Below are 25,415 nucleotides of genomic sequence, written 5' to 3'. Positions count from 1 at the left end.
GTATCACTCCGTGAGCGTCAGGGAGCCGAGTGTCGCGAGCACCGCTTCTTCGGTGCGCACGACCTCGCTCCCCTGATCGGGGATGGTGTTGAGCCAGGCGTCGAATCGCGCGGGGGCGTCTGCGGATGAGTCGGTGACCGACTCGTTGACCGCGTCCGCCGAAACACCAAGCATGGGCGGCAGCCCACGTTCCGGTGCTCCGAACGCAACGGTCACGCCGTCCCTGGCGATGCGTTCGCGGTACCCACCGAGGGAAGCCACCGAAAGCGGCTCCCCGTGCCGGGAGGTCGCAATGCGAACGCCCGCGTCGGAACGGTCTAAAGCGTCACCGAGACCCGTGCGTTCGACCGAAAACCCCGGGAGGGGGTCGTCGACCAGTTTCGCACGGACCGGTCGTCGCGAAGAGACCCTGATGGTCACGCGCTCTCCTTCCGAGACCGCCATTCCTGGTGGTTCGTGGAGGGAGATCGGGTGTTGCATGCCGCAATTGACCCGAACGCGCCCTTCAGATCCGACCTGGGTCACGATTCCCTGTCGTAACGACCCAGACCCGCTCGAGTCTGAGCCGGTCCATGACGAGAGACGGAGCGGGGGCAGGACACCGGCGTACGCCAGTTCGTCGCGCGTATCGAAGGCCTCCTTTCGGAGGTATGGTGGCGTTGCGGCGTACCGCAACACCGTTTCGACGAACCCGCCGCCCCACTGCCGCTCGCCGTCTTCGTCGGGGAAGACAACGACGCGGTCGATCCGGAACACCGCCGCCGCGCGGGCGACGTAACCGAGCTTGCGAGTTGCCTCGCGTTTGTCCTCGGCTTCCCGGACGAGGGACGACGGCACGAGTACGCTCCGTGTCATGCCGTGTCGCGTCCGTGTCTCGTCACGAGACTGTAGCATACGTACAGATCACTCCCTAAAAAGGGTGGCGTTTCCGAACCGGCCGTGTGTCGCCGTCGCACGCACTCACGCCCCGGATCGTTTCGGTTCGCGTGCTGATCCGTTCGCGGCGGTCCCATCCGCGATCCATGGGGCTGACTACCGTACTCATAGCGTCCGTCAAAGAACGGATTTATATACACCCGCGTCGTTGTTCAGAATGCGAAGGGCGCTGGTAGTGTAGTGGTATCACGTGACCTTGCCATGGTCACAACCTGGGTTCAAATCCCAGCCAGCGCATTTCTCACCGTCGTTGTGTCCGATAGCCTGCCGTCGGCTGTGCGCCCGCTCGGTCTCGAAGCATACTTGAACACCGACGGGAACCGATAGCTGTCCCGCTGACATGAGTCGCCTCTCGAAGTCACAGGTCATCCGCCGGTATTACCTCTACAGAGCCACCGCCCGCCCCGGCTTCCATTACGCCATCTACACGTTCTTCTTGCTGTTCAACGGGCTGTCGTACACCCAGATCGGACTCATCGCCTCGATCCAGTCGATCGTCGTCGTCGCGTCCGAGGTCCCCACGGGCTACGTCGGCGACCGCATCGGCCGCCGGAACAGCCTCGCGGTCGGTGCCGCCATCCTCCTCGTGTCGAACGCCAGCTACCTCGTCGCCACGGACCTCATCGGGTTCACGTTCACCTTCGTCACGCTCTCGTTCGGCGGCACGTTCATCTCCGGCTCCGCCAGCGCGTGGCTCTACGACACCCTCCAGGAGCACGACAGCGCCGACGAGTTCACGCGCATCAGCGGGCGCGGGCGCGCCATCGGACTCTACGTCGGCGCTGTCGGCGTCGTTCTCGGGGCCGTTCTGTACACGGTGGACCGCTCGTATCCGTTCGTTGCGGGCATCGTGACCGCCGCGCTCGCGGCCGCGTTCGTGCTCCGCCTCCCGCAGAACGAGGCCTACGACGACAGCGCCGCCGTCGAACAGGACCGCATGTCCGTCGCCGACGCGCTCCCGGTCATCACCGACCAGCTGACCACCCCCCGGCTGCGGTGGTTCGTCGTCTACGTCTCGCTCATCAGCGGCACCATCTGGACGATGGACATGTGGATTCAGCCCATCGCCCGCGACGCCATCGAGGCGACGTTCCTCCCGCTGCTGCAGTCACTCCCCCTCCCGCAGCCCGCCGTTCTGTTCGTTGGCGGCCTCTACGGCGCGTTCCGGCTGCTCTCGGCGGTCACGAGCGATTACGCCGGCGACCTCGAAGGGCTGTTGGGCGTCCGGACCTCCCTCATCGTCGTCCCCGCCGCCATCGCCGCGACGTACGTCCTCGCGGGCCTGGTTCCCTGGGTGGTGTTCCCCATGTTCTTCGCGCTGAAAGGCGGGGGGTCGCTGCTGCGCCCCATCCAGAACCGCTATCTCAACGACAACGTCGCGTCCGTCGGGCGCGCAACGCTGCTGTCCGCGGTGGCGATGCTGCGGCAGGTCGTCGGTGCGCCGTTCCGGTTCGCCAGCGGCGTGCTCGCCGACGCGTTCTCGGCCGTGGACGCCGTCGCCATCCTCGGCGGCGTGTTCCTGGTCGGGGCGGCGCTGCTGTGGGTGCTCCGGCCGCCGGTCCGCGCGGACTACCAGCCGCCGCCCGGCGAGTGACCACCGCGCGCCGGCCGCTACTGCGAACCCTCTTGTATCGGGACGCCAAACCCCGCGGTATGGAGAGTCTCAACCGGATGGCGCTGGAACTCGCCGACGAGGCCTTGGAGTTCACCGAGGAACTCGACATCGGTGCCTTCGAGCTGGACACCGGCACGACGGTCATCGACTTCGGCGTGGAGCACGACGGCGGCCTGGAGGCCGGGCTGCTGTTGGCGGAGCTGCAGACCGCGGGGCTGGCGACTGTGCAAACGCGCGTCGACACCGTCGGCGACGCGACGTTCCCCCACGTCGAGGTCGCCTGCGACCAGCCCGCCGTGGCCATGCTCGGCGCGCAGAAAGCCGGCTGGGAGCTCGCCGTCGATGACTACGAGGCGCTGGGCAGCGGGCCGGCCCGCGCGCTCGTCGCCACCGAGGGCGAGTTCCAAGCCATCGACTACGTCGACGCCTTCGAGTTCGCGGTGTTGACCCTGGAGAGCACCGGCCTCCCGACGACGGCCGCCGCCAGTGAGGTCGCCGCCCGGGCGGGCGTCACCGAGGAGAGCGTCTTCCTGCCGACGTACCGCACGGCCAGCGTCGCCGGCAGCGTCTCCGCCGCCGCCCGCACCGTCGAGTTGGCGGTGTTCCGCCTCTACGAGCTCGGCTACGACCCCACGGACGTCCTCTCGGCGTCGGGCTGTGCACCGGTCGCACCGGTCGCCGGCGACGAACAGACGGCCATCGGCCGCACCAACGACGCCCTCGCCCACGGCGGCCGGGTTCACCTCACGGTCGCGGAGGACTTCGACGCCTTCGACGCGGTGGTGTCCTCGGCGGCGGCCCGCTACGACGACCCGTTCGCGGAGGTCGTCGGCACCGACGACTGGGATGCGGGCGACGTGGACAACGGCGTGTTCGGTCCCGCCCAACTCACCGTCGACGTCGTCGGCGGCCCCACCCACGCGTTCGGCACCGTTCGCGAGGACGTGCTCGCCGACGGGTTCGGGCTGTCGTAACGCCGGAAGGCGGCGTTTTATCTGGCGTCCGGCCCACGGCACTGCCATGGACGAACTCGCGGGGACATCGGTGGCGGTCATCGGTGCCGGCTTCGGGGGGCTCTCGACGGCCTGCTATCTCGCCGACGCCGGCGCGGACGTGACCGTCGTGGAGAAAACCGACCAGATCGGCGGCCGTGCGAGCACCCTGGAACGCGACGGGTTCCGGTTCGACATGGGGCCGTCGTGGTATCTGATGCCGGACGTCTTCGAGGAGTTCTTCGCGTCGTTCGACAGCCACCCCAGCGACTACTACGGGTTGACGCGCCTCGACCCCCACTACCGCATCTTCTTCAAGGACAACGAGGGGCGGCGGCCGGGCCGGGACGCCCCCGGCCTGAACGTGGACACCGACGGCGACACCATCGACGTGACGCCCGACCGCGAGCAGGTCAAGCAGGTGTTCGACGCCTACGAGCCGGGCGCTGGGGACGTGCTCGACGACTACCTCGCGCAGGCCAAGGAGAACTACGAGGTCGGCATGGAGCACTTCGTGAAGACCGACCGCCCCCGGGTCCGGGACTGGATGGACCCGAAGCTCGCGGAGTACGCCCGCGGCCTCACGCTGCTGGGGTCGATGCAGGACCACGTCGAGCAGTATTTCGACCACCCGAAGCTCCAGCAGGTGATGCAGTACACGCTGGTGTTCCTCGGCGGCTCCCCGGACACCACGCCGGCGCTCTACAACCTCATGAGCCACGTGGACTTCGGGCTCGGCGTCTACTATCCGGAGGGCGGCATGGGGGGTGTCGTCGACGGGATCACGGCCCTCGCGCGCGAACTCGGCGTCGAGTTCCGCACCGGCCACCCGGTGTCGGCGATCAAGGGCCGCCGGGGGGGCTTCAAGCTGGACACCGAACCCGGTGACGCCGTGCTCGCGGACGTCGTCGTCTCCGACGCCGACTACGCCCACACCGAGCAGGCGTTGCTCCCCGCGCAAAAGCGCCAGTACGACGCCGACTACTGGGACGCCCGGACGTACGCGCCGTCGGCGTTCCTGCTGTACCTCGGCGTCGAGGGCGACGTGGAGCCACTCGCCCACCACACCCTCGTGTTGCCGTCCGACTGGGACACGCATTTCGCGCAGATCTTCGACGACCCCGCGTGGCCCGACGACCCCGCGTACTACCTCTGCGTGCCCTCGAAGACCGACGACACCGTTGCGCCCGACGGGCACAGCAACCTCTTCGCGCTCGTTCCCGTCGCCCCGGGGCTGGACGACACCCCGGCCGTCCGTGAGTCCTACCGCGACCTCGTGCTCGACGACATCGCCGAGAACACGGGCGTCGAACTGCGGGACCGCATCGTCGTCGAGGAGCGGTTCTCGGTTTCGGAGTTCGCCGACCGGTACAACAGTCACCAGGGCACCGCGCTCGGGCTGGCGCACACGCTGCGACAGACCGCGCTGTTCCGCCCGCCGCACCGGTCGACCGCCCTTGACGGCCTCTACTTCACGGGCGCGAACACAACCCCCGGCATCGGCGTCCCGATGTGTCTGATCAGCGGCGAAGTGACCGCCAACAACGTGCTCGCCGACGCGCGCTGACACACCATGTTCCGGTATCTGTTCGTGCTGTCCCGGCCGCGGTTCTGGCTGTACCTCGCCGGCCCCGTCTTGGTCGGCGTGTCCTACGGCGCGACCACCGTCGGGGAGCTGTTCAGCGCGCCCGCGGTGGTGCTGTTCAGCTACTTCCTGTTGCCCGCGAACATCTACCTCTACGGCATCAACGACGTCTTCGACCGCGACGTCGACGAGACGAACCCGAAAAAGGACGGCCGGGAGTCGCGCTACCGGGGCGGGGCCGCAGTCGCGGTCATCGTCGCCGTCTGCGGGGTGTTCCTGGGGTTCGTCGCCGCCCCGCTGCCGGCCGAGGCGTGGCCGTACCTGGCTGCGTGGTTCGTGTTGGCGACGGAGTACAGCGCACCCCCGCTGCGGTTCAAAACCACGCCGGTGTTGGACTCGCTGTCAAACGGCCTCTACGTGCTGCCGGCCGCGGCCGCCTACGCCGGCGTCTCCGGCACCCACCCGCCGCTGCTGGCGGTCGCGGGCGGCTGGCTGTGGGCGATGGGGATGCACACGTTCTCCGCCATCCCCGACATCGAGCCGGACCGCGCCGCCGGCATCCAGACCACTGCGACCGCGCTGGGCGCGGACCGCGCGCTGGCGTACTGCGCGGGCATCTGGCTGCTATCGGCCGCCGTCTTCGCGCTCGTCGACGTCCGGTTCGGGCTGTTGTTGCTGGCGTACCCGGTGTTGGTGTTCGGGATTCGCCGCCTCCAGGTGGCCGTCGGGCGCGCGTACTGGTGGTATCCCGCGGTGAACACGCTCGTCGGCATGGTGTTCACGCTGGGCGGACTCTGGGGGGTCGTGCATGGCTGATCGCGCCCGCATCGAGGCCCGCCTCCACGAACTGGTCGCCGCCTACCGCTTCGAGATCGCCGTGGTGTTCCCCGTCGTCGGCGCGGTGACGCTGCTCGCCTCCGCCCGGGGGTGGCTGCCGCCCGCGCTCTCGTTCAACCCCTACTTCATCCTGTTCGGCACCGTCGTGATGCGGCTGCCGTTGGTCGCCGGGCTGGCCCCGCTCGTTGACCGGCGCGCCGCCGTCGCGGTGGCGGTGCTCACCGCCTACGCCTTCGGCATCGAACTGCTCGGCGTCACCGCCGGCTGGCCGTACGGGGAGTTCGCGTACCGCATCGAACTCGGGCCGATGCTCGCCGGGAAGGTGCCACTGGGGCTGCCGGTGTTTTTCTTCCCACTGGTCGTCAATAGCTACCTGCTCGTCGTGTTGCTGTTGGGGCCGCGCGCCCGCAACCGGCTGCTGCGGCTGGCCGCCGTCGCCGCCACCGTCGTCTGGATGGACGTCGTCCTCGACCCGGCGGCCGTCGGCCTCGGGTTCTGGCGGTACTTCGCCGGCGGCCCGTACTACGGCGTGCCGCTGTCGAACTACGCGGGCTGGGTGCTGTCGGCGGTCGTCTCCGTGAGCCTGCTCGACTGGGGGTTCTCGCGGGCGGGCATCCAGGCGCGGGTCGCGGACTGCGAGTACCTCCTCGACGACCTCGTGAGCTTCGTCATCCTCTGGGGGACGGTGAACCTCGCGTTCGGCAACCTCCTCCCCGCGGCCGCCGCGGCCGCTCTGGGCGTCGGCTTGCTGCAAACCGACCGCTTCGACTTCGCCGTGCTGCGTGATCGCGGCCCCGGCACGCGGCAGTAGCCCCGCGCTACCGCGACGGCGTCGGCTGCGGATCGCCGTGGCGGCGGCGGCTATCGCCGGTTTCCGCCAGTCCCGTCGCCCGATAGAACACCGCCTCCGGGCTGGAGTTCAACGCCCACAACGCCCGCGTTTTCGCCACCAGCCAGAGCTTCCGCGGCGTCGACAGCGACGGCGTCGCAGTGAGCACGTCGCAGTCCCGCTCCCGGATGGCCCGGTGGTGGTCGGCGTACAACACGGCCGACACCAACACCGCGAACTGGCAGTCCTCGGGGAGGTATTCGATGCCGGCGACGCCCGTCCGGTATTTGCGCTCGGTGTACGCCAGCTCTTCCCGCATCGCCTCCCGGAACCCCGCATCCACCGTGCGTGCGCGGAGCTGCTCGACGGTCACGCCGTGATCGGCCCGCGACTCCGCGGGGAGATAGACGCGGTCGTACTCGTGGACGTCCTCGGCGACATCCCGCAGGAAGTTCGACAGCTGGAACGCCTCCGCGAGCGCCGCGGCGTGGGGAGCCGCCGTCTCCGGCTCCGCGACCTCCATGACGTCCATCATCATGTAGCCGACCGCGACGGCCGACCCCCGCATGTACTCCTCGAGTTCGGCGTGTGACTCGTAGCGCGTCTTCTCCAGGTCGGCCTGCATCGCGTCGATGAACGTGTGGATGTCCTCGTCGCTGATGCCGTGGCGGGTGGCCAGCTCCCGGAACGCAGCCAGCACCTCGGTGTCGGCGGCGACCGACTCGGGGTCGCGGGCCCCCAGTGCGGCCGCCCGGATCCCCTCCAGCTCCTCGCGTTGCACGCCCGGATCGCGATCCGCGGTCGTGTCGACCACGTCGTCGGCCACGCGGAAGAACGCGTAGAGGACGTACGTGGCGTGGCGCACCCGCGTGGGAAGCAACCGCGTCGCGAGGTGGAACGTCTTCCCGGTGCGGCGCTGTATCGCCTTACTCGTCGTGATGTGTGTTTTCTCGACCATGTAGCGGACTCCCCGCGGCACGCGGGCTGCTGGCGCGCCCCGTCGTCATTGCACGTGCGTATGCGTTGAGAGAAGAAAAAACACGGTGCAAGCTGCCCGGTCGTCCGCCTCCAAACGACTGAAGGCAACGCAACACCGACATCCGCGCATGCAGCGAAAGCCTGTTCCGCCGGCACCGTCCTCGCTGGCGGCTGTGGGGGACGTCCGCGACGCCACCCCGCTCGTGCCCAAACCCGAGGACGACTGCTGTCGCCGCCTCATCGAGCGCGCCGGCGTCGAGGACCGCGGCACGGCGTCCGCGTGGCTGGTGTTCCTGTCCGCGGTCGGCGTGCTCGTCGACGACGACGCCGGATACGCCCGCCGCGGCGACGTCGGCGTCGACGACCGCGAGGCGCTCGCCGCCGGGTTCCGCGAGAACGTCTTCCTCGGCGGCGACGTCGTGGACGCGCTCGACGACACGCCGGCACAGCCACGCGACGTTTTCGACGCCGTGCGCGAGCAGGTCCCGCCCTGGGAGCGCGCGAAACGCGACAACTGGCAGGCGTTCTGGACCGGTCGCGTGCGCCGCCGCCTCGACTGGGCGGCGCTGTTCGGGCAGGCGGTTCGTGTCGACGACACCCCCCGTTATCGGCGGGCGTGAGCGCGCTACGCCACGTACTGGCGGGTTCGCGCGTAGAACACGGCCTGCCCGGCGAACACGCCGGCGGTGGCCGCGGCCGCGATCGTCACCGCGGCGCTGTCCGCCACCGCGAGCGCGGCGTACCCGCTCGCGACCCCGGCGATGGCTGTGCTGGTGGCCGCCAGCGCGCCGTCGATGATCTGGCGGCGGCTCGACGCGCCCGCCTCGTAGGCCGCTCGGTCGAGGTGCGTGCTCGTTCGTGCCAGCGACGGCATGGCCGCGGCCAGCCCGAGCACGAGCGCGGACGCCGTCCGCAAGCGCACCGACAGCGCCCCCGCGACCACGCCCGCCACCACCACGCCGACCGCGAACTCCAAGGTGTTTCTGCTGCTCATACGCGGCCTGGACGCCGGAGGCAGGAAAACCCCGTCACTCCACGACATCGGTGACCGTGCCCACGCCCTTGCTGGACCCCTCACGGAAGACGAACCGCTGGCCTTCCTCCACGAGATACGGCCGGAACTTGAACCGGACGCGGGTGTGGCCGGCATCCCCGGGCAGCAGCTGGCCGTCCGCGGGCGTGAACCGCGCGGCCTCCCCGATGGTTTCGAGGTGCACCACGGGCTCGTAGCCGGCGTCGATGCGCGTGGGGTGGTTCAACACCATCACCTCGGCGTCGAACGCCCGGACCGGCGTGGGGTCGGCGTCCCCCGGCAGTAACACCATCCCGCGCTCGATCGCCTCCTCGCTGACGCCCTTCAACGCGATCCCGACGATCCGGCCGGCGTGCGCGCTGTCCACGCGGTGGTAATGCATCTCGATCGACCGCACCTCAACGGTCCGGAAGCTGCCGTTCGGAAACGGCCCCAACAGGAGCGTCTCCCCGTCCTCGACGGTCCCCGATTTCACCGTGCCGGACGCGACAGCGCCCACGCCGGTCACGCTGTACGTGCGGTCAACGTACATCCGGAACGGCCCGCTTGCCGCCGTGGTCTTCGGGAGCCGCGCGAACAGCTCATCGAGGACCGCGAGTCCGTCCCCGGTCACCGCGCTGGTCCGGACGATCGGCACCACGCCGTCCCCGAGCTCGTCGACGGCGGCGTCGACGCCGTGGCGGGCGACCGGTAGCGGCGCGCGCTCGGTGCGCCGGAGCAACGCCTCGACCTCGCGCTCGACGGCCGCAACCCGGTCGTCGTCCACGAGATCCGTCTTCGTCACCGCGACGATGGTCGGCAGCTCGGTCGCCAACAGCACGCCCATGTGTTCGCGCGTGGTCTTCGTGGGGCCGTCGTCGGCGGCCACCGTCAACAGCCCGTAGTCGAGTTTCTGGCCGACCAGCCCGCGGATGGTCGTCGACAGCCACGGCTCGTGGCCGACGGTGTCGACGAACGACACCACGCGGTCGGCGGCCTCCACGACCGCCGCGCGCTCGTCTTTCCGGTCGGGGTTGCGCACCCGTAGCGGGCCGTCGCCGTCGAACCCGTAGACCCCGTAGGAGAGATCCGCCGACAGCCCGCGCTCGACCTCGTGGGGCTGGACGTCCAGGAACCCGCGCGTGGCACCGTCGCCGTCGTCGGCGTCACCGGTCACGAGGCTGCCCACGAGCGTCGACTTCCCGTGGTCGACGTGGCCGGCGGTGCCGACGATGATGTGGTCGTCGCCGGCCGCAAGCCCGTCGCCGTCCTGCACCGTCGCGACGCCCACGATCCCGTCGGTGCCGGCGGGCGCGTCACCGACGCTGTCGATGCCCCACGTCTGTACGTCCGCGATGTGTGCGCCCGCCTCGTCGGCGAGCAGACTCAACACGTCCATGGTCTCGGCGAACGTCGCCTGACTGACGCCCGCCAGCCCGCCGTCGTCGGTCACCCCGAGCACGTATTCGGCCTCCCCGTCCCCCGACAGAATGCGGTGGCGGAGCTGTGCTGTGAGACTCTCCAAGCGCCCCTCTGCGAGGTGGATGTCACGACTGAACCGCTCTTTGAACTCGACGCTGCCGCCCTCCTGTTCGCCGCGCTCCAGTGCGGCGGCCAGTCGGGCGCGGTCGCGTCCCATGCCCTGGGGTTAGGCGCTACCGACCAAAAGCTTTCTCCGAGTGACACCCCGCCCGGACGCCACACGCACCCCTCTCACTGCGGCCAGTCGATCCGGTCGACGGCGTCGGCGAGCGTCCCGCCGTCGTATCGCACGCCACGCCACCCCGCGCTCGCCGCCCCGTCGACGTCCGCGTCGGAATCCCCGATGAGCGCGTACGCGTCGGCCGGCAGGCGGCGCTCGGCCAGCGCGAACGGCTCCGGCGCGGGCTTGTGTGCGCCCGCCTCGTACGCCGTCACGACCGCGTCGACGTGGCCCGCCAGCCCCGCGGCGGCGAGCTTTGCGCGCTGCCACTCCGGCACACCGTTGGTCAGCACGCCGACCGGATGGGCCGCCGCCACGCGTTCGAGCGTTGCCGCCGCGTCCGGTGTCGGCTCGGTCGCCGCCACCTCGGCGTCCAGCAACGCGCCCACCGTCTCCTCGACACCGCACTCGAACTCCGTCTCCGCACGCACGTGCTCGACGCCGCCCCGGTACGGCGCGGGCGCACACGCCTGGAACCGCTCGACGAACCCGTCGCCGTACGCCTCCAGCCACGCCCGTGGACTCTCACCGGCCACCCGTTCGAAGGCGTCCTCCAGGGCAGCGGTGACCGACGGCTCGGTGTGAATCAGCGTCCGATCGAGATCGAAATAGATCGCGCGCACACTCCCCCTACACTCCCGGGACGGTAAACCTACGCGTCCCCCTGGAGCCGCTCGTAGGCCTCGTTCACGCGCGCGAACGCCTCAGTGTCCCCGCCCCGGTCCGGATGCAACTCCTGTGCCTTCTCCCGGTAGGCCGCAGTCACGGCCTCCTCGTCCGCGCCCGGCTCCAGGTCCAACACCCGGTAATCGGATCGTCGCGGCTGGTCGTCGGCGACGCCGTCGGTGAACTCCCGGTTCCCGCGTGACTGCTGGCGGTCCCGGGACCGGCCCCCGCGTGGCCCGGTGCCCGCGGTCCGGCCGCGCCGAGCCGACCGCGCCCGCCCCGCCTGCCGGCGGAACGTCCGCCGCCGAAGCCGCCCGGAGGCGTGGTAGTAGAACAGCCCCGCAACCCCGCCGAACGGCACCGCAACGGACAACGCAACCGGGCTGTACAGCACTGCGAGCACACCGAAAACGACGCTGCACACGCCGAACACGACCGCCAGCCCCCACACGAGACTCCGATTGGGTCGCACACCCGGTCGTACGCAGTCCACCATCAAGGGTGTTTGCCTCCCCCACGGTTACGCCCGCCCGGCCCGTACACCCGGTATGAGCGTGACCGGCGTCTGCTCGATCTGTCGCGCCTCGGGTGCACAGCGGGTCTGTGACCGCTGCGGGAGCGTCGTCTGTGACACCCACCACGACGCACGCGGCGTCTGCACTGACTGCGCTCCCGACGCGGGCGACCACCCGCCTCCGGGTCGCCGCTGACTACCGGTGGCGGTTCAGGCGCTCGCGCAGCGTCCGCGCCGCGTCGCCGGCCGCCGCCGCCCACGCCGAGCCGTGTTCGCCCGCGAAGATGATGCCGCGCGTCGAGTTCACCAGCCCGACGCCGTCGTCGTTGAGCCCGTACTCCACGGCGGCCTCGGCGTCGCCGCCCTGCGCGCCCACGCCCGGCACCAGGAACGGCAGCTCCGGCACGCGCTCCCGGATGGCCTGGAGCTCGTCGGGCGCGGTCGCGCCCACCACCAGCCCGACATCCCCGTACTGGGCGTTCCACTCGGCCGCCCGCTCGGCGACGTGCTCGTAGAGCCGGCGGTCGTAGGCCGCGAGTTCGAGATGCTGGAAATCCATCCCGCCCTCGTTGGAGGTGCGACACAACACGAACACGCCCGCCTCGTCCTGCGTGAGGAACGGCTGCAGGGCGTCCTCCCCGAGGTACGGGTTGACGGTGATGGCGTCGACGTGCGCCAGGATCTCGGCGTACTGGCGGGCCGTGTTCCCGATGTCCGCGCGCTTCGCGTCCAACAACACGGGCACGCCCTTGCCGTGGGCGTACGCCACCGTCTCCCGGAGCGCGCGCCACCCGTCGCTGTCCTCGTAGAACGCCGCGTTCGGCTTGAACACCGCGGCGTGCTCGTGGGTCGCGTCGATGATGCGGCGGTTGAACGCCCACCGCGGCAGCTCCGCGTCCTGTACGTCCTCCGGGAGCCGCTCCATGTCCGGATCGAGACCCACGCTCACCACCGAGTCAGCCGCCGCGATACGGGCCCCGAGTTCCTCAACGAAGCTCATACGTTCGCGTGCCGGCAAACCCGCAAAAGCGATTCGCTTCCGCACGGACCGAAACCACAGCGTTCGTCCTGCACCGCGTGCCCGCCAGCCGACACTCAGTCCTCGCGGGCCGCGACCGCCGCACCGAGCACGTCCAGCGCGCGCTTGGTCGCCGCCCCGGACGCGACGAACACCACGAGGCGCGCGGGGTCGCTCGCGACCGGCCGCGCCCGCAGCCCGGCGTCCTCGGCGGCCGCGTCGGCGGCGTCCAGCCCGCTGAACACCGCCACCCGGATCCGCTCGGGCTGCACGAACACGCGCGCCACCACCGCCCCGTCGTGGGCCACGTCGTAGGCGCGCGCGCCGTCGGCCGTCGGCTCCACGTCCGGCGCGGCGTCCACGACGCTCATCCGGTCGTAGGGCGCACGCTCGTGGCCCGTCACCTCGCTCGCCAACAGCTCCGCGATGCGCGTCCCGTCCGTGATCCGGTCAGCGACCATCCAGCACGCCCTCCTGTGCCGCCTCCGCCGCACCCGACGCCGCAACACCCTGCTGGCGCGCGTACACCACTGCCGCCGCGTCCGCGGTCACGCCCACCGCCTGCTGGAGGTCGTTGACCGCCGCCACCGTCTCCTGGCGGTCGAACCCCGCCGCAACCAGCGCGTCCAGCGCGCGCTCGAAACCCGACCGCTCCTGGAACAACGACGCGTCCGGCACGAACCCCTCGGGGATCTCGACAGCGCCGGGATCGAACGTCGCGGCCACGTCCCCGTCCGCGACCCGCTCGACGAGCCCCTCCGCGTCCGCCATGTCCAACAGGCGCTTGGCCTGATCGGCACTCATCCACTCCCGGTCAAGGGACAACGCCACCACGAACGCCTGCTCGGCGACCTGCGTCCGTCCCTTCTGCTTGAACGGCGCGGCCGTCGCAACCCGGAGACTCATGGCTGCGCGTAGCGCCGGCACGCGCCTAAACCCTGCGTTGTCGCCTAACCGAGCCTTTCAAGTGCGTCCTGGTGTTGGTCTCGGGTATGCAATACCAAGGCCGTTCGAAGCGCTCGAAGACGGGCGCGCGACTCCGACCGCGCTCGAAGAAGTCGAAAAGCGAACTCGGCCGCGAACCCACCGAAACGACCGTCGGCGAACCCCGATTCCGAACCGTCGACGTGCGCGGCGACGCCGAGAAAGTGCGCGTGCTCTCCACGAACGTCGTGAACGTCGCCACCGACTCCGGCGCCGAACGCGCCACCATCGAGGACGTCAGCGCCAACGACGCCAACCCCAACTACGCCCGCCGAAACATCATCACGAAGGGCGCAATCATCGAAACGGACGCCGGCACGGCCCGCGTCACCTCCCGCCCCGGCCAGGACGGCCAAGTGAACGCCACCCGCGTCGACGAGTAACTGGTCTTCTCAGGGGGTGCCGTATTCGCATCGCCCAGCGCAGCCTGTCGCGACCGCACGGCGGAAACACGCCGCCGTGTCGGCTACTGGAAGCCGATGTGCTCGCTGCCCTGGCGGCTGTTCACGTTGGGGCCCTGGCTGCCCTTGAACTGGTCTTCGACCTGGTCGTAATACTCCATGAGGTCGTCGGTGATCGTCGGCCGGACGTTCTCCATGGCCGCCCGGAAATGCGCCATGCCGACGTCGTCGGCGTCCTCGTCGTCCCGGAGCGCCTCGATGGCTGCCTCCCGGGCGATGTTCGCGAGGTCGCTGCCCACGTAGCCGTCCGCGCGCTCGGCGAGCTCCCGAAGCGAGACGTCCGCCGCTAGTGGCGTGTCCTGGGTGTGGATCTTCAGGATCTGCTCGCGGCCCTCGATCCCCGGCTGGCCGACCTGCACGAGGCGGTCGAAGCGCCCGCTGCGGATCAACGCCGGGTCGATGATGTCCGGGCGGTTGGTCGCCGCGATCACCATCACTTCCTCCATCTCCTCGAGGCCGTCCAGCTCGGTCAACAGCTGGTTGACGACGCGCTCGCTGACGTTGTTCCCGCCGGTCTGCCCGCGGCCGGGCGCGAGGCTGTCCAGCTCGTCGAAGAAGATCACGGTCGGCGCGACCTGGCGGGCCTTCCGGAACGTCTGGCGGATCGCCTTCTCGCTTTCGCCGACCCACTTCGACAGCAGCTGTGGCCCCCGCACCGAGATGAAGTTGGCGTTCGTCTCGTTGGCGACGGCCTTCGCCATCAGCGTCTTCCCGGTGCCCGGCGGCCCGTACAGCAACACGCCGGCGGGCGGCTCGACGCCCATCCGCGTGAACTTCTCCGGCTGGTTCAGCGGCCACTCAACGGACTCCTTGACGTTGTTTTTCGCCTCCGTGAGCCCGCCGACGTCGTCCCACGTGATCTTCGGCAGCTCCACGAGAACCTCCCGCATCGCGGACGGCTCCACCTCGCTGAGCGCGCCCTTGAAGTCCTCGCGCTTGACGATCATGCGGTCGATCAGGCTCGGCGGGATGTCCTCCTCGTCGAGATCGATCTCCGGGAGGTACCGGCGCAGCGCCCGCATCGCGGCCTCCTTGCTGAGACTCTCGATGTCCGCGCCGACGAACCCGTGGGTGTCGTCGGCCAGCGTCGAGAGGTTCACGTCGTCGGACAGCGGCATCCCCCGGGTGTGGATCTTCAGGATCTCCTCGCGCCCGATCTCGTCGGGGACGCCGATCTCGATCTCGCGGTCGAAACGCCCCGGCCGCCGCAGCGCGGGGTCGACGGCGTCGACGCGGTTGGTCGCCGCGATGACGATGACCTGCCCGCGGCCCTCCAGGCCGTCCATCATCGTCAACAGCTGGGCGACCACGCGGCGCTCGACCTCGCCGGTGACGTCCTCGCGCTTGGGCGCGATGGAGTCCAGCTCGTCGATGAAGATGATCGACGGCGAGTCGTCTTTGGCGTCCTCGAAGATCTCCCGGAGCTGCTGCTCGGATTCGCCGTAATACTTCGAGATGATCTCGGGACCGGCGATCGAGAAGAAACTCGCCGACGTCTCGTTGGCGACGGCTTTCGCCAGTAGGGTCTTCCCGGTGCCCGGCGGCCCGTGCAGCAACACCCCCTGTGGCGGTTCGATGCCAAGCTTCTGGAAGATCTGGGGGTGTTTCATCGGGAGTTCGACCATCTCCCGGACGCGCTGAATCTCGTTTTCGAGGCCGCCGATGTCCTCGTACGTGATGCCGCCGCCGGTGCGCTCGAAGCCGCTGATCGGCTCCTCGCGCAGCTCGACGTCGGTGTCCTCGGTCACCAGGCAGACGCCCTCAGGCTCCGTTTCGACGGCGATCAGTGGGATCGCCTGGCCTGGGGATCGCATGAACGGGTGGTTCGTCGAGGACATCACGGGAACGATGTCGCGGGCGACGACCGGCCGCTTGAGGATCTGGCGTTTGACCATGCCGGCGGCGTCGCTGCCGAACTGCACGCTCGCTTCCTCGGGGGGTGCGAGGACGAGCGTGTCCGCTTTTTCGGCGTCGGCTTTCCGGATCTTCACGCGCTCCCCGATGCCGACCTCGGCGTTCTGGCGCGTGAACCCGTCGATCCGGATGGTGTCCGTGTTCCAGTCTTGGCGGTCGGCTCGCCAGACCTTCGCGGCCGTGGTTTCGGCCCCCTCGATTTCGATGATGTCTCCCGGGCTGAGTTTGAGATGCAACAGCGTGTCTGGATCGAGGCGCGCGATCCCCCGTCCCGAATCGTTGGGGTAGGCTTTCGCGACCTCCAGTTGGACTTCGTTCATGGTTGGAGACTCCGGGGTTGGTTTCGAGTGCGGCGGCCCAACAGAAGTACTTTCTGTCAACCGTCACGCACTCGTCCGTGTGAACAACTATCAAGCGATGGGTGAAAGATGTACCGGATTCCACCGCCACAACCCGGGCCTGAGAGAGAACTTTTTACAGTTGCAGTTGTGGACGTGAGGTATGGACGCGCTCGTCGTCGGCGACACAGGCCCGCTTGACGCCGCCCTCGCCGCACGCGCCGGCGTCACGGCCACCCCACACCCGACCGAATTCGACGTGTTCGCCGACGACCCCGCTGCCCACATCGCCGCCCACGACCCCGACACCGTCATCGTCACCGCACCGGTCCACACCGCCGACGTGCCGATCCCGGCGTACGTCGACGCCGTCAGCGCGCTCGTCGACGCCTGCGCGGACCGCCGACTCGTCTACGCGTCCACCGGCGCGGTGTTCGACGGCACCGACGGCGACTACCGCCCCGACGACGTTCGCACGCCCTGCGACGACACCGGCCGCCGCATCCAAGTGTTCGAAGACCACGTCGACCGCCACGACACCGACAACGGCGTCGTCCTCCGGGTCAGCAGCTGCTACGCGACCGACCCGCTCACCCCCCAGCTCGCCGCCGCCCGGGACGCCCTCGACGGCGGCGCCTGTCAACGCCACGACGACGTCTATCGGAGCCCGGTCCACGTCACCGACGTTGCCGACGCCATCACGGAGCTCGCGGAGACCGACCACACCGGCGTCTTCCACGCCCCCGGGCCGCGGCTCAGCGTCTACGAACTCCACGAACGCGTGCTGTCCGCCCTCGGCGTCGACACGACCGACCTCACGCCGGCCGCCGTCCCCAGTGACACGGAGATCGCCCGCGACCGATCGCTCGCGGGCCCGCGTTTCACCGAGCTCCTCGACGCCACTGTCAGCCCGCCCCAGGACGCCGTCTAACCGGCCTCCGGGCCGCTGACCGCGCCAACACGTCCCTCGCTGTCGCGCCCGCCGGGCATCGACCACGGGTGTTTACCCAGCGGCGCGCCAACGACACCCCGTGCGCGAGGACGACACCCACCTCCCGACCGGCTGTGGCGCACTCGACGAGCTGCTCGGCGGCGGTGTCGAGCGCGGCACCGTCACGCAGCTGTACGGGCCACCCGCCGCCGGCAAGACGAACGTCGCGCTCACAACCGCCGTGACCACCGCCGCCGCCGGCGGCCTCGCCGTCTACGTCGACACCGAAGGCCTCTCGCTCGCGCGCTTCCAGCAGCTACTGGAGGCGCGCGCCACCGACCCCGAGGCGGCGTCCGCGAACGTCATCGTCTCCGACGCCCACGACTTCGACGAACAGGCCCAAGCCGTCCGCGACACCGCCGACTTCGCCGACCGCGCGGACCTCATCGTGGTGGACTCCGTGACCGGGTTCTACCGGCTGGCCCGCGGCGGCGACGACACCACGGGCGACGCCCTCCGCCAGGTCGCCGACCAGATCACACACCTGCTGTCGCTGGCGCGCAAACACGACCTCGCGGTCGTCGTCACGAACCAGGTGTTCACCGACGTCGACAACGACAGCGACCGCGCCCGCCCGCTGGGCGGCCACACGCTCGCACACTGGACGGGCACCGTCCTCCGGCTCGACCGGTTCCGCGGCGGCACCCGGCGCGCGACGCTGGAGAAACACCGCGCCAAGCCCGACGGCGAACACGCCCAGTTCCAGATCACTGACGGGGGCATCGACGCCGCCAGTGCCGACGACTACTGACGGCGCGTCACCCCGTGATGCGGTGCTCGCCGTGCTTCATGCCGATGAGAAACGAGATCGCCGCGAACACGATCATCGACGGCAACACCATCATGAACATCACGCGCGCCGGCATGACATCCGCCGCCGAGAGCCCGATCATGCCGACGGCCACGAACGCAGCGAGCAATCCGACCGCGCGTGTGAAATCAAACCTCATGCGCGATGCCCTACGACGGGCGTGCTCATATAAGCACGCCCGACGGCGGTGCCTACAGGTCGTTGAGCTTCCGGAGGAGCTGGCCCTCGTACTCCTCGTCGTGCTCGATGCCCTTGAGCTCGAGCACGTTCCGTTCGAGCTTGTCCAGGGCGACGTGGAAGGAGTTGTCCGCGCCGTACCCTTCGCCAGTTCCGGCGATCTGGCCCTTGTTCGTGCGCAGCCGGATCTGTGACTGAATCAGCGGCGTCCCACGGAGCTTCTCCTTGTGCTTGGAGAGCCGGACGTGGGCGTGATGGACGTCCATATCCCCGTACTTCGCGACGACGTTCTCGATGCGCTCGCGGACCTCCTGGCGGGACAGCGTGTCCAACAGGTCGATGTTCGTGATCTGCACGTCGAGGTGTTCCTCCTCCGTGTACGACAGCGCGCGCAACACGTCGGTCTTCGTGAGGATGCCGCCGACCGCGCGCTCGTCGTCGTCGGGCGTGACGATGACCCCCGAGTAGTCGTGTGCGAGCATGTCGTCGACGGCGTCCCGCACCGAATCGTCGAAGCTCGCCGTCTTGACCGGGCTCGTCATCTCGTCGGACACCGGGAGATCGAGCAGGCGCTCGATCTCGCCGCTGCGATCCCCGACGGTGGTCTTCTCGGTGTCACGCACGACGAAATCGACGATGTCGTAGCGCGTGACGATCCCCGACAGCAGCCCGGCGTCGTCGACGACCGGCAGCCGCGAGATGCCGTGCTCGCGCAACAGATTGATCACGCGGCCCATGCTGTCGTCCTCGTCGACCGTCACCACGTGTTCGGTGTATATATCCCGGACATCGAGCGCGTCGAGGTTCGCTAGCACGGCGTCCAGAATGGCGTCCTCAGTGATCACGCCCCACAGCGATCCGGCCTCGAACACGGGCGCGATCTTCGTGCCGCCCTCGACGAGCATGCGCGCTGTCTCGCGCACGTCCTCGGTCCGGCTGACCTTCGGCGCGTCCGTGACCATGGCCGCGACCCTGGTGTCGTCGCCGATATGCGACTGGATGAGCTGGCGCTCCGTGATGACGCCGTCGTACGCGCCGGCCTCGGTGACGATGACGCCCTTGGGGTTCTCACGCTCGAACAGCGACCGCACCTTCCCGAGTCGCTGTTCGGCGTCGACTTCCACGTAGTCGTTTGCCGCAATGTCAGAGATATCCATGGACCTTCACCTGAAGAGAAGCCCACCAGTGTCTTGAACCTTGTTGCGGCTCTCAGACTGCTGGACGGAGCCGGGGTCACACCACCACCGGGGACGGCCCGTCAGTCCGCCGCCGTCGCCTCGACGGTCGCCTGCTCGGGAGCCGGCGACGACCCCGAGTGCATGAACACGCGACGCCGCGCGTAGAAGAAATACACGTACGGCACCTTCGCGAGCACGTCCAAGAACACGTACGTGAGCGCGACGCCGGCAGCCGTTGCCTCCCCGATGCCGGCCGGGCCGAACAGCCACACCAGCGGGTACGCCAACCACAGCAGCCCGATGTGGTTTTTCAGCAGGTTGAACAGCCCGATCTGCTCGGGCACGTCGGGCACGACCCGCGGAAAGATCACGTACAGGTACGCGAACAGCGACAGGTGGAAGATCGACGACACGCCGAACAGCGCCCACTTGAGCGTGCCGTCAGTCACCACCGCCCCCGCGCCCACCGCGATCATGAGCGCGTCCGCCACCATCACACCGATGATGCTGCGGCGGGACGCCCCCGCGGCGTAGCCGACGTATCCCACGAGGATCGGCGTCGTCACGAGCCAGTCGATGTACCGCAGCCCGACGATCTGGTTCCCGTTTACGATCACCGTTCCGATGTCGTACGCCATCCCCACGTAGGACAGGCCCGCGAACACGGGAATGATGGCCAGCGGCGCGAGCGCCGACTGATGCGGGGAGCCATCCAACGACCGGTACAGCAGCCAGACGAACGCCACACCGACGATGAGCGCGACCGCGCCGCCGAGGTAGGCGGTTGCGACGGCGTCCATCACGCACCACCCCCGTCAGCGCCGGCACGCATGACTGGCTGCTCCACGCTACCCCCCGCAGTCTCGCCGTCCTCGGTGGCGACGGTGAACGACGCCACGCGGGACTGCAGCTGCTCGACGGCCGTGTTCTGGAACTGTTCGAGGGACGCCGCGATCTCCTCTGCGCTCTCGCGTTGCCCGATCACCGCGGACTCGGCGTCGCTCGCCAACGCCGTCGTGTCGTCGCTCAGTCCCGCGACACGCTCCACAGAGGTGGCGGTGCTTTGGACGGTTTCGGCCTGCTCGGAGGTCGTGCGCTGGATCTCGTCGATCGAGTTCGAGACCTCAGCGATGGAATCCGCGATCGTGCGGATGTCCCGCAGCGTGGATTCGACGGTTTCGCTGCCGGACTCCACCCGGGTTCGGGTCTGCTGGATGGACGCGGTGACGTCCTCGGTCTGGGCGGTGACTTTCTCGACCACTGCGGCGATCTCGTTGGCGCGGTCCTGCGTTTCCTCCGCGAGGTCCTTGACCTCGTCGGCGACGACGCTGAAGCCGTCCCCGTCGGCGTTGCCGCCGGCGCGGGCGGCCTCGATGGACGCGTTCAGCGCCAGCATGTTCGTCTGCTCGCCGATGTCCGTGATCACGTCCACGATGTCGGTGATCTCGGCGACCTGGTCGCGCAGCTGTTCGACCTGGCCGACGGCGTCGTCGACCTCGGTCTCGATGCTGGACATCTCGTCGAGCGCGGACTTCGAGGAGTCGCGGGCCGCGTCGCTGGCGGTCGCTACGTCCTCGCTGCGGGACGCCAGGTCGTCGATGGTGGCGGCGATCTCCTCGGCGGACGCACTGACCTGCTGGACGTCGTCGGCCGCCGAGTCGAGCTCCGTGCGCTGGTCGTTGGCCTGCGACTCGATCTTCGACACCGCTTCGACGGTGTCACCGACGCTGGCCTCGATGTCGGCGCTGGTCTCGGACATCCGCTCGGTTTTGGCTTCGATCTCGTCGGCGACCGTGGTGACCGTTCGGACCGTCGCCTGGAGGTCGTCCATCATCTGGTTGAACGCGGTGCCGACCGTCTCCATCGCCTCGTGGTCGGTGTCCACGTCGACCCGTTGGGTGAGGTCCCCCGTGGCGGCGGCCTCCATGGTTTCGCCGTAGCGCTTGGCGGTGTCCTGGTAGGTGGCTGCCAGCTCGCGGGCCTCGCGCTCCGCGGCCTGGGCTTCCTGCTTGGCTTGCTCGGCCTCCTCGCGGGCCGTCTCGGCCTCGGCCTGCGTCTCTTCGAGGTCGGCGCGGGTGCGCTCCATCTCGTTCAGTCGGCCACGAAGCGACTGGCGCATCTGTTCGATGGAGTCGGCAAGCGATCCGAACTCGTCCGTTCGGGTGGAGGTCACCTCCTGTTCGAGGTTCCCGTTGGCGACGCGTTCGGTCTGTGCGGCGATCTCCTTGATGCTGGCGACGGTCTCGGCGGCGTTGATCGATCCGAGCGTGAGTAACCCGGCGATTCCGGCGACAATGGTCGAGGGGACGTCGTTTGTCGTGACGCCGACCCCGACCAGGAGGCCGGCGGTGGCGATATACCCCAGCCCGAGTTTGACGCCGTATCGACGGCGCGCCCATGCGATTGTCATGGACACTAGTTATCAGATCCCTCCATAAGGTTGGGGCCGCAGTTCTCAGGGATGAAAACGACTGTAAGCCCTGCTACGGACAGTTGACAGCTATTGCCTGGTTCGCGCCGAGCAAGCGGCAACACTCTCTTCTTGTGGTATGTTATTTATACACATGTTTTGGGGGAGCGAAACGGACGCCGACAGCGCCAACTGTGATTACGTCTGGTAACCGCGAACTGATCTGGACGGTCCCCCAACCCTGCGACATGTACGACCGCGTGTTGGTCCCGACCGACGGATCCGAGGGCACCAACGAAGCAGTCACGCACGCAATCGACATCGCAGAACAGTACGGCGCGACGCTCCACACCCTCTACGTCGTTGAGTCGACGCGCTCGAACGAGACCCCCGACGACGACCCGCTGCACCGCGTCCAGGAGGCCGGCCAGAAGGCCGTCGATCGCATCGCCAAGCGCGCCCAGGACGCCGGCGTAACGTCCGTTGAAGCCACGGTCACTCGCGGCGTCCCCGCCACGGAGATCCTGACGTACGTCACTGAGATGGAGATCGACATCGCGGTGATGGCGACCGCCGGCCGGAGCGGCGAATCCCGGGACCTCCTCGGGAGCATCTCCGAAAGCGTCGTCCGCGAATCCCCCGTCCCGGTGTTACTCGTGAACGTCGGGGAAGCCGTCTGACTCAGTCGTCGCCCCGCTGCGGTTCGGCCCGCTCGTCCAACACCCACTGCACGAGCGCCGCCTGCACGCGCTCGCTATCGGTCGCCTCCTCGGCCGCCGCACGCACACGCTCGCTGTCGGCCAGCAGCTCCGCCTCGACGCCGCTGTGATCGGGCTCGTCGCGAACGTCGTTCAACAGCGCCTCGAAATCCTCCCGCAGGACGAACGACGCCCGCGCCACGTTGCACTTCCCGAGGGGGTTCTGGCCCATGTCGAGCACGAGGTCGCGCACGACCCCCCAATCGCTGTCACAGAAGTGGATCGAGACCGACCCCTCGATGTCCTGCCACGCGATGGGGCCGCTGTTCGCCATCTCGGGCACAGCAGCCGGCGGGAGATCGATGCGGGTGACGGTGTCCGGGTCGTCGCAGAGACAGCACGGCTGCTCCGTCTTCCCCGTGTACATACCAGGCAGTACGAACGCAGGGGTCTTCTGTCTACCCGTGCGGACACCGCCCGATGGCCCCGGCCCGAAGCAATCTATTTCCCCTGCGGAACCACAAGATACTTGACTATTATCTCGGCACAGGAAACTATGGACCGCGAACGGCTGCTCGCCGTCGGCATCGCCGTCGTCGTGCTGGCGTCAGCAGTCACAGCTGTCGTGATACCCGGCGTCGTCGCCGACGCTGACCGCGACGACGTCCACCCCGGCCGCGTCGATGTCGAAGAAACGACGATCGCGGCCAACGGCACGTCGTCGGGAACCGTCGACCTCTCGACCACCGCATACCTCAGCCACCGGGGCGGCGACTCGGAGAACGTCACCGTCACGGTGCGTGCGGTGGGCTTGGAGTCCGGACTGGTCGAGGCCACCCGCAGCACCGCCATCGACACCATTACTGGCGACCGTGAAGTCCCGGTCACGGTCGACATCCCGGTTGCCCGTGACGGCGGCTACCGGATCGAGACTGTGCTCCGCGCCGACAGCCAGCGCGTCGCCACGGTCTCCAAGTCCGTCCGCGGCGTCGGCAGCGTGCAGTCCGGTGGCCACATGACCTTCCACCGGTTCGGTGCCGACCTCCCCGCCGTCCAGTACTCCGTCGCCAGTGTCGACGGTGACACCACGGCCCTGGACGTGTCGACGTATCTCACGAACCATGGTGCGGCGCCCTCGGAGGACGTCTCCGTGGAACTGGTCGTTCGGCAGGCCGACTCGAACGTGGTCGCCGCACGAACGACCATTCCGGTCGACGATGTCGCCCCCGGAGCGACGGTGACGCCCAACGCGACGGTCGACGTGCCATCGGCGTACAACTACTATCTCGACGCGGTCCTCCGGCAGGACGGCGTCATCGTCGGCACTGCGCGCAGCGCCGCCAATCTCGACCCGCAAGAGCGAATCGAGGCGAACACGACGGTCCGAGACACCGGCCTGCAGGTCGAAGACTTCGAGACAACCGACAACACACAACCGGACTCCGGAACCGACCCCGAGCAGTCAGCCGGCGGCGGCATCCCCGGGTTCGGCCCGGCTGTCGCCCTCATCGCCGTCGTCGCAACCACCATCGCCGCCGCACGGAGGCAGTCAGCATGAGTGACACAGACCACGCCCAGCAGCCCACCGACACCGACGGGAACACCACGACCACCAACACCAGCGACGCCACCGGGAGTGGCCGCCACACCCGAGCGCGCGACGACACGAGCGACGTTCGTCGCCTCATCCTCCGGGGCGCGCTCGCGGTGCTCGGGTTCGTCGCCATCGTCGCGCTCTTCCAGTTCTACACCAGCACCACCGCCGTCATCAACGAGTGGGTCGGCCGCGAGTACCGCGCGCTGTTCCGTGCTGCGTTCAACCTCGTTATCCTTCTCGCCACCGGGATCGGCATCTCGCTCGTCGTGCGGAAGCTAACCGGTGACGGCAACGACAGTCGAGAACACCGATAGCGCCGGCAGACGACAGTCACCCTCAATTGCGACGGCAGTCTGATACGGTGGGAACATGACGCGAATGGTACTTGAACACACGGAAGCGGACGCACGAACTGTAATCAAGGCAGCTTTCGAAGAGACGGATGGCATCGAGAAATACTTTGAAGGCGATGACCAAGTAGTCGGGAAAACAGGATGGCGAGCTTTGAGCTACGGGGAGACGGTCATCGTTGATCTCTCGGAAGACTCGGACAGCGTAACTCGAACTCCAATCGAAATAACCGCTGAAAAGGAGGTCGCGATCAACGTAACTGCGACCCCTCAGAAATACAAGCGGAGGCTGATCGGGAACATCAACAACCTCCGGAAGTACGATGCGGACGAGGGCCTGGCTGCACTCGCTGGAGCGAAGGCCTTGTCGTCTACAAACGAAGTTCAGACACGTAGCGAACTACCCGGGAAAGAAGCGCTCAAATCAACGCTGATAGTACTCGCTGTTATGTTCCTGACATTCATCATGGCGTCACTGATCGGTTAGTGATTGCGGAGCGGTCGGGACCCATACTGGTTGTCTCGGTGCCTTGATCGCCGGTGCAGGAACGGACACATCCGACCCTGTTTGTTCGTGTTCCGATCCAGGATTCGTAGGCAGCGAGCGTATGTGGATCCGGAGGGAGCTTCGTGAGAAACGAATGCGGCGTGAGTGGGTTGGGGCGGATTTGAACCGCCGACCTCCTCCATGTCAAGGAGGTGTCATAGCCTGACTAGACCACCAACCCTCGCGCCATCTCGCTGCATTCCTTCGTAGCCCGGGGGTACAGTTGAAGGTTTCGAATCGCAGAAGGCACGACGGCCGTGGGCTCCGTCGTGGTG

The 25,415-nt window shown here is 68.5% G+C and carries 29 protein-coding genes and 2 tRNA genes; 15 read left to right on the top strand and 16 right to left on the bottom strand.

Annotated elements, in window-relative coordinates; all coding sequences use genetic code 11:
- Window positions 1-3 precede the first annotated feature (3 nt).
- Window positions 4-855 (bottom strand): putative RNA uridine N3 methyltransferase, encoded by an 852-nt coding sequence (locus JT689_RS08150; protein ID WP_010903233.1) that lies wholly within the window; start codon window positions 853-855, stop codon window positions 4-6.
- A gap of 247 nt (window positions 856-1,102) precedes the next feature.
- Between JT689_RS08150 and JT689_RS08145 the strand changes: the two genes are divergently transcribed.
- From JT689_RS08145 to cruF, 6 genes are all read left to right on the top strand, one after another.
- A tRNA-Gly gene (locus tag JT689_RS08145) sits at window positions 1,103-1,173 on the top strand.
- A gap of 103 nt (window positions 1,174-1,276) precedes the next feature.
- The gene (locus JT689_RS08140) at window positions 1,277-2,530 is read left to right on the top strand and encodes an MFS transporter (protein ID WP_010903232.1); all 1,254 of its coding nucleotides are present in this window, start codon (window positions 1,277-1,279) and stop codon (window positions 2,528-2,530) included.
- A 59-nt stretch (window positions 2,531-2,589) separates the two neighbouring features.
- Window positions 2,590-3,525 (top strand): methenyltetrahydromethanopterin cyclohydrolase, encoded by a 936-nt coding sequence (gene mch / locus JT689_RS08135; RefSeq protein WP_010903231.1) that lies wholly within the window; start codon window positions 2,590-2,592, stop codon window positions 3,523-3,525.
- 46 nt (window positions 3,526-3,571) lie between these two features.
- The gene (gene crtI, locus JT689_RS08130; protein ID WP_205250918.1) at window positions 3,572-5,110 is read left to right on the top strand and encodes a phytoene desaturase family protein; all 1,539 of its coding nucleotides are present in this window, start codon (window positions 3,572-3,574) and stop codon (window positions 5,108-5,110) included.
- Between the two features lie 6 nt (window positions 5,111-5,116).
- Complete coding sequence (locus JT689_RS08125) at window positions 5,117-5,944, top strand: prenyltransferase (protein WP_010903229.1); 828 nt, start codon at window positions 5,117-5,119, stop codon at window positions 5,942-5,944.
- Entirely contained in the window at window positions 5,937-6,776 is an 840-nt protein-coding gene (gene cruF / locus JT689_RS08120) for a bisanhydrobacterioruberin hydratase (protein ID WP_205250917.1), read from the top strand. The genes JT689_RS08125 and cruF overlap by 8 nt, the downstream gene beginning before the upstream one ends.
- A gap of 7 nt (window positions 6,777-6,783) precedes the next feature.
- Here cruF and JT689_RS08115 read toward each other — a convergent pair whose 3' ends face one another.
- Window positions 6,784-7,752, bottom strand: coding sequence for a phytoene/squalene synthase family protein (locus JT689_RS08115; protein ID WP_010903227.1), 969 nt, complete (start codon window positions 7,750-7,752; stop codon window positions 6,784-6,786).
- A gap of 148 nt (window positions 7,753-7,900) precedes the next feature.
- On the opposite strand from JT689_RS08115, the gene JT689_RS08110 reads away from it, so the two are divergent.
- A complete protein-coding gene (locus JT689_RS08110) occupies window positions 7,901-8,392 on the top strand; it encodes a hypothetical protein (protein WP_205250916.1) in 492 nt (163 codons plus the stop codon).
- A gap of 5 nt (window positions 8,393-8,397) precedes the next feature.
- Here the strand turns inward: JT689_RS08110 and JT689_RS08105 are convergent, their stop codons facing one another.
- The 4 genes from JT689_RS08105 to JT689_RS08090 form a co-directional block, all read right to left on the bottom strand.
- On the bottom strand, window positions 8,398-8,766 hold the full coding sequence (locus JT689_RS08105; RefSeq protein ID WP_205250915.1) for a hypothetical protein: 369 nt from the start codon (window positions 8,764-8,766) through the stop codon (window positions 8,398-8,400).
- Window positions 8,767-8,800: 34 nt separating this feature from the next.
- Window positions 8,801-10,423 (bottom strand): GTPBP1 family GTP-binding protein, encoded by a 1,623-nt coding sequence (locus JT689_RS08100; RefSeq protein WP_205250914.1) that lies wholly within the window; start codon window positions 10,421-10,423, stop codon window positions 8,801-8,803.
- 74 nt (window positions 10,424-10,497) lie between these two features.
- The gene (locus JT689_RS08095; RefSeq protein ID WP_205250913.1) at window positions 10,498-11,109 is read right to left on the bottom strand and encodes an HAD family hydrolase; all 612 of its coding nucleotides are present in this window, start codon (window positions 11,107-11,109) and stop codon (window positions 10,498-10,500) included.
- Window positions 11,110-11,138: 29 nt separating this feature from the next.
- Window positions 11,139-11,624, bottom strand: coding sequence for a J domain-containing protein (locus JT689_RS08090; RefSeq protein WP_227970881.1), 486 nt, complete (start codon window positions 11,622-11,624; stop codon window positions 11,139-11,141).
- Window positions 11,625-11,700: 76 nt separating this feature from the next.
- On the opposite strand from JT689_RS08090, the gene JT689_RS08085 reads away from it, so the two are divergent.
- Window positions 11,701-11,862 (top strand): hypothetical protein, encoded by a 162-nt coding sequence (locus JT689_RS08085; RefSeq protein ID WP_205250912.1) that lies wholly within the window; start codon window positions 11,701-11,703, stop codon window positions 11,860-11,862.
- Here JT689_RS08085 and pyrF read toward each other — a convergent pair whose 3' ends face one another.
- From pyrF to JT689_RS08070, 3 genes are all read right to left on the bottom strand, one after another.
- On the bottom strand, window positions 11,863-12,666 hold the full coding sequence (gene pyrF / locus JT689_RS08080; protein WP_205250911.1) for an orotidine-5'-phosphate decarboxylase: 804 nt from the start codon (window positions 12,664-12,666) through the stop codon (window positions 11,863-11,865). It abuts the gene before it with no gap.
- A gap of 95 nt (window positions 12,667-12,761) precedes the next feature.
- The gene (locus JT689_RS08075) at window positions 12,762-13,145 is read right to left on the bottom strand and encodes a hypothetical protein (RefSeq protein ID WP_205250910.1); all 384 of its coding nucleotides are present in this window, start codon (window positions 13,143-13,145) and stop codon (window positions 12,762-12,764) included.
- A complete protein-coding gene (locus JT689_RS08070; RefSeq protein ID WP_010903218.1) occupies window positions 13,135-13,590 on the bottom strand; it encodes a DUF2240 family protein in 456 nt (151 codons plus the stop codon). Before JT689_RS08070 ends, JT689_RS08075 begins: the two co-directional genes overlap by 11 nt.
- Before the next feature lie 86 nt (window positions 13,591-13,676).
- Here JT689_RS08070 and JT689_RS08065 point away from each other — a divergent pair, with 86 nt between their 5' ends.
- A complete protein-coding gene (locus JT689_RS08065) occupies window positions 13,677-14,051 on the top strand; it encodes a 30S ribosomal protein S8e (protein WP_010903217.1) in 375 nt (124 codons plus the stop codon).
- Window positions 14,052-14,134: 83 nt separating this feature from the next.
- On the opposite strand, the gene JT689_RS08060 is transcribed toward JT689_RS08065, so the two are convergent.
- Entirely contained in the window at window positions 14,135-16,363 is a 2,229-nt protein-coding gene (locus tag JT689_RS08060) for a CDC48 family AAA ATPase (protein ID WP_010903216.1), read from the bottom strand.
- A 181-nt stretch (window positions 16,364-16,544) separates the two neighbouring features.
- On the opposite strand from JT689_RS08060, the gene JT689_RS08055 reads away from it, so the two are divergent.
- Both JT689_RS08055 and radB read left to right on the top strand, forming a co-directional pair.
- The gene (locus tag JT689_RS08055) at window positions 16,545-17,312 is read left to right on the top strand and encodes a sugar nucleotide-binding protein (protein WP_205250909.1); all 768 of its coding nucleotides are present in this window, start codon (window positions 16,545-16,547) and stop codon (window positions 17,310-17,312) included.
- Window positions 17,313-17,412: 100 nt separating this feature from the next.
- Entirely contained in the window at window positions 17,413-18,123 is a 711-nt protein-coding gene (radB, locus tag JT689_RS08050; protein WP_010903214.1) for a DNA repair and recombination protein RadB, read from the top strand.
- Window positions 18,124-18,130: 7 nt separating this feature from the next.
- Here radB and JT689_RS08045 read toward each other — a convergent pair whose 3' ends face one another.
- From JT689_RS08045 to htr1, 4 genes are all read right to left on the bottom strand, one after another.
- Window positions 18,131-18,322: a hypothetical protein gene (locus tag JT689_RS08045; protein ID WP_010903213.1), complete on the bottom strand. Its 192-nt coding sequence runs from the start codon at window positions 18,320-18,322 to the stop codon at window positions 18,131-18,133.
- 52 nt (window positions 18,323-18,374) lie between these two features.
- Window positions 18,375-19,517 carry a CBS domain-containing protein gene (locus JT689_RS08040; RefSeq protein WP_010903212.1) on the bottom strand — a complete coding sequence of 381 codons (1,143 nt, stop codon included), beginning with the start codon at window positions 19,515-19,517 and terminating at the stop codon, window positions 18,375-18,377.
- 101 nt (window positions 19,518-19,618) lie between these two features.
- The gene (gene sop1 / locus JT689_RS08035; RefSeq protein ID WP_205250908.1) at window positions 19,619-20,338 is read right to left on the bottom strand and encodes a sensory rhodopsin I; all 720 of its coding nucleotides are present in this window, start codon (window positions 20,336-20,338) and stop codon (window positions 19,619-19,621) included.
- Window positions 20,338-21,948: a sensory rhodopsin I transducer Htr1 gene (htr1, locus tag JT689_RS08030; RefSeq protein WP_205250907.1), complete on the bottom strand. Its 1,611-nt coding sequence runs from the start codon at window positions 21,946-21,948 to the stop codon at window positions 20,338-20,340. The genes sop1 and htr1 overlap by 1 nt, the downstream gene beginning before the upstream one ends.
- A 248-nt stretch (window positions 21,949-22,196) precedes the next feature.
- Here htr1 and JT689_RS08025 point away from each other — a divergent pair, with 248 nt between their 5' ends.
- Window positions 22,197-22,628, top strand: coding sequence for a universal stress protein (locus tag JT689_RS08025; RefSeq protein ID WP_205250906.1), 432 nt, complete (start codon window positions 22,197-22,199; stop codon window positions 22,626-22,628).
- A 1-nt stretch (window position 22,629) separates the two neighbouring features.
- Here the strand turns inward: JT689_RS08025 and JT689_RS08020 are convergent, their stop codons facing one another.
- Window positions 22,630-23,073: a hypothetical protein gene (locus tag JT689_RS08020; protein WP_205250905.1), complete on the bottom strand. Its 444-nt coding sequence runs from the start codon at window positions 23,071-23,073 to the stop codon at window positions 22,630-22,632.
- Window positions 23,074-23,202: 129 nt separating this feature from the next.
- On the opposite strand from JT689_RS08020, the gene JT689_RS08015 reads away from it, so the two are divergent.
- From JT689_RS08015 to JT689_RS08005, 3 genes are all read left to right on the top strand, one after another.
- Window positions 23,203-24,204, top strand: a complete 1,002-nt coding sequence (locus tag JT689_RS08015; protein ID WP_010903207.1) for a PGF-CTERM sorting domain-containing protein — start codon at window positions 23,203-23,205, stop codon at window positions 24,202-24,204.
- On the top strand, window positions 24,201-24,557 hold the full coding sequence (locus JT689_RS08010) for a hypothetical protein (protein WP_205250904.1): 357 nt from the start codon (window positions 24,201-24,203) through the stop codon (window positions 24,555-24,557). Before JT689_RS08015 ends, JT689_RS08010 begins: the two co-directional genes overlap by 4 nt.
- Window positions 24,558-24,621: 64 nt before the next feature.
- Window positions 24,622-25,080, top strand: a complete 459-nt coding sequence (locus JT689_RS08005; protein ID WP_205250903.1) for a hypothetical protein — start codon at window positions 24,622-24,624, stop codon at window positions 25,078-25,080.
- Window positions 25,081-25,246: 166 nt separating this feature from the next.
- Here JT689_RS08005 and JT689_RS08000 read toward each other — a convergent pair.
- Window positions 25,247-25,321 (bottom strand) — tRNA-Val (locus JT689_RS08000).
- Between the last annotated feature and the right edge of the window lie 94 nt (window positions 25,322-25,415).

Source organism: Halobacterium sp. GSL-19 (assembly GCF_016917855.1).
Taxonomy (GTDB): domain Archaea; phylum Halobacteriota; class Halobacteria; order Halobacteriales; family Halobacteriaceae; genus Halobacterium; species Halobacterium salinarum.
This window is presented reverse-complemented; position numbering and strand designations above follow the sequence as displayed.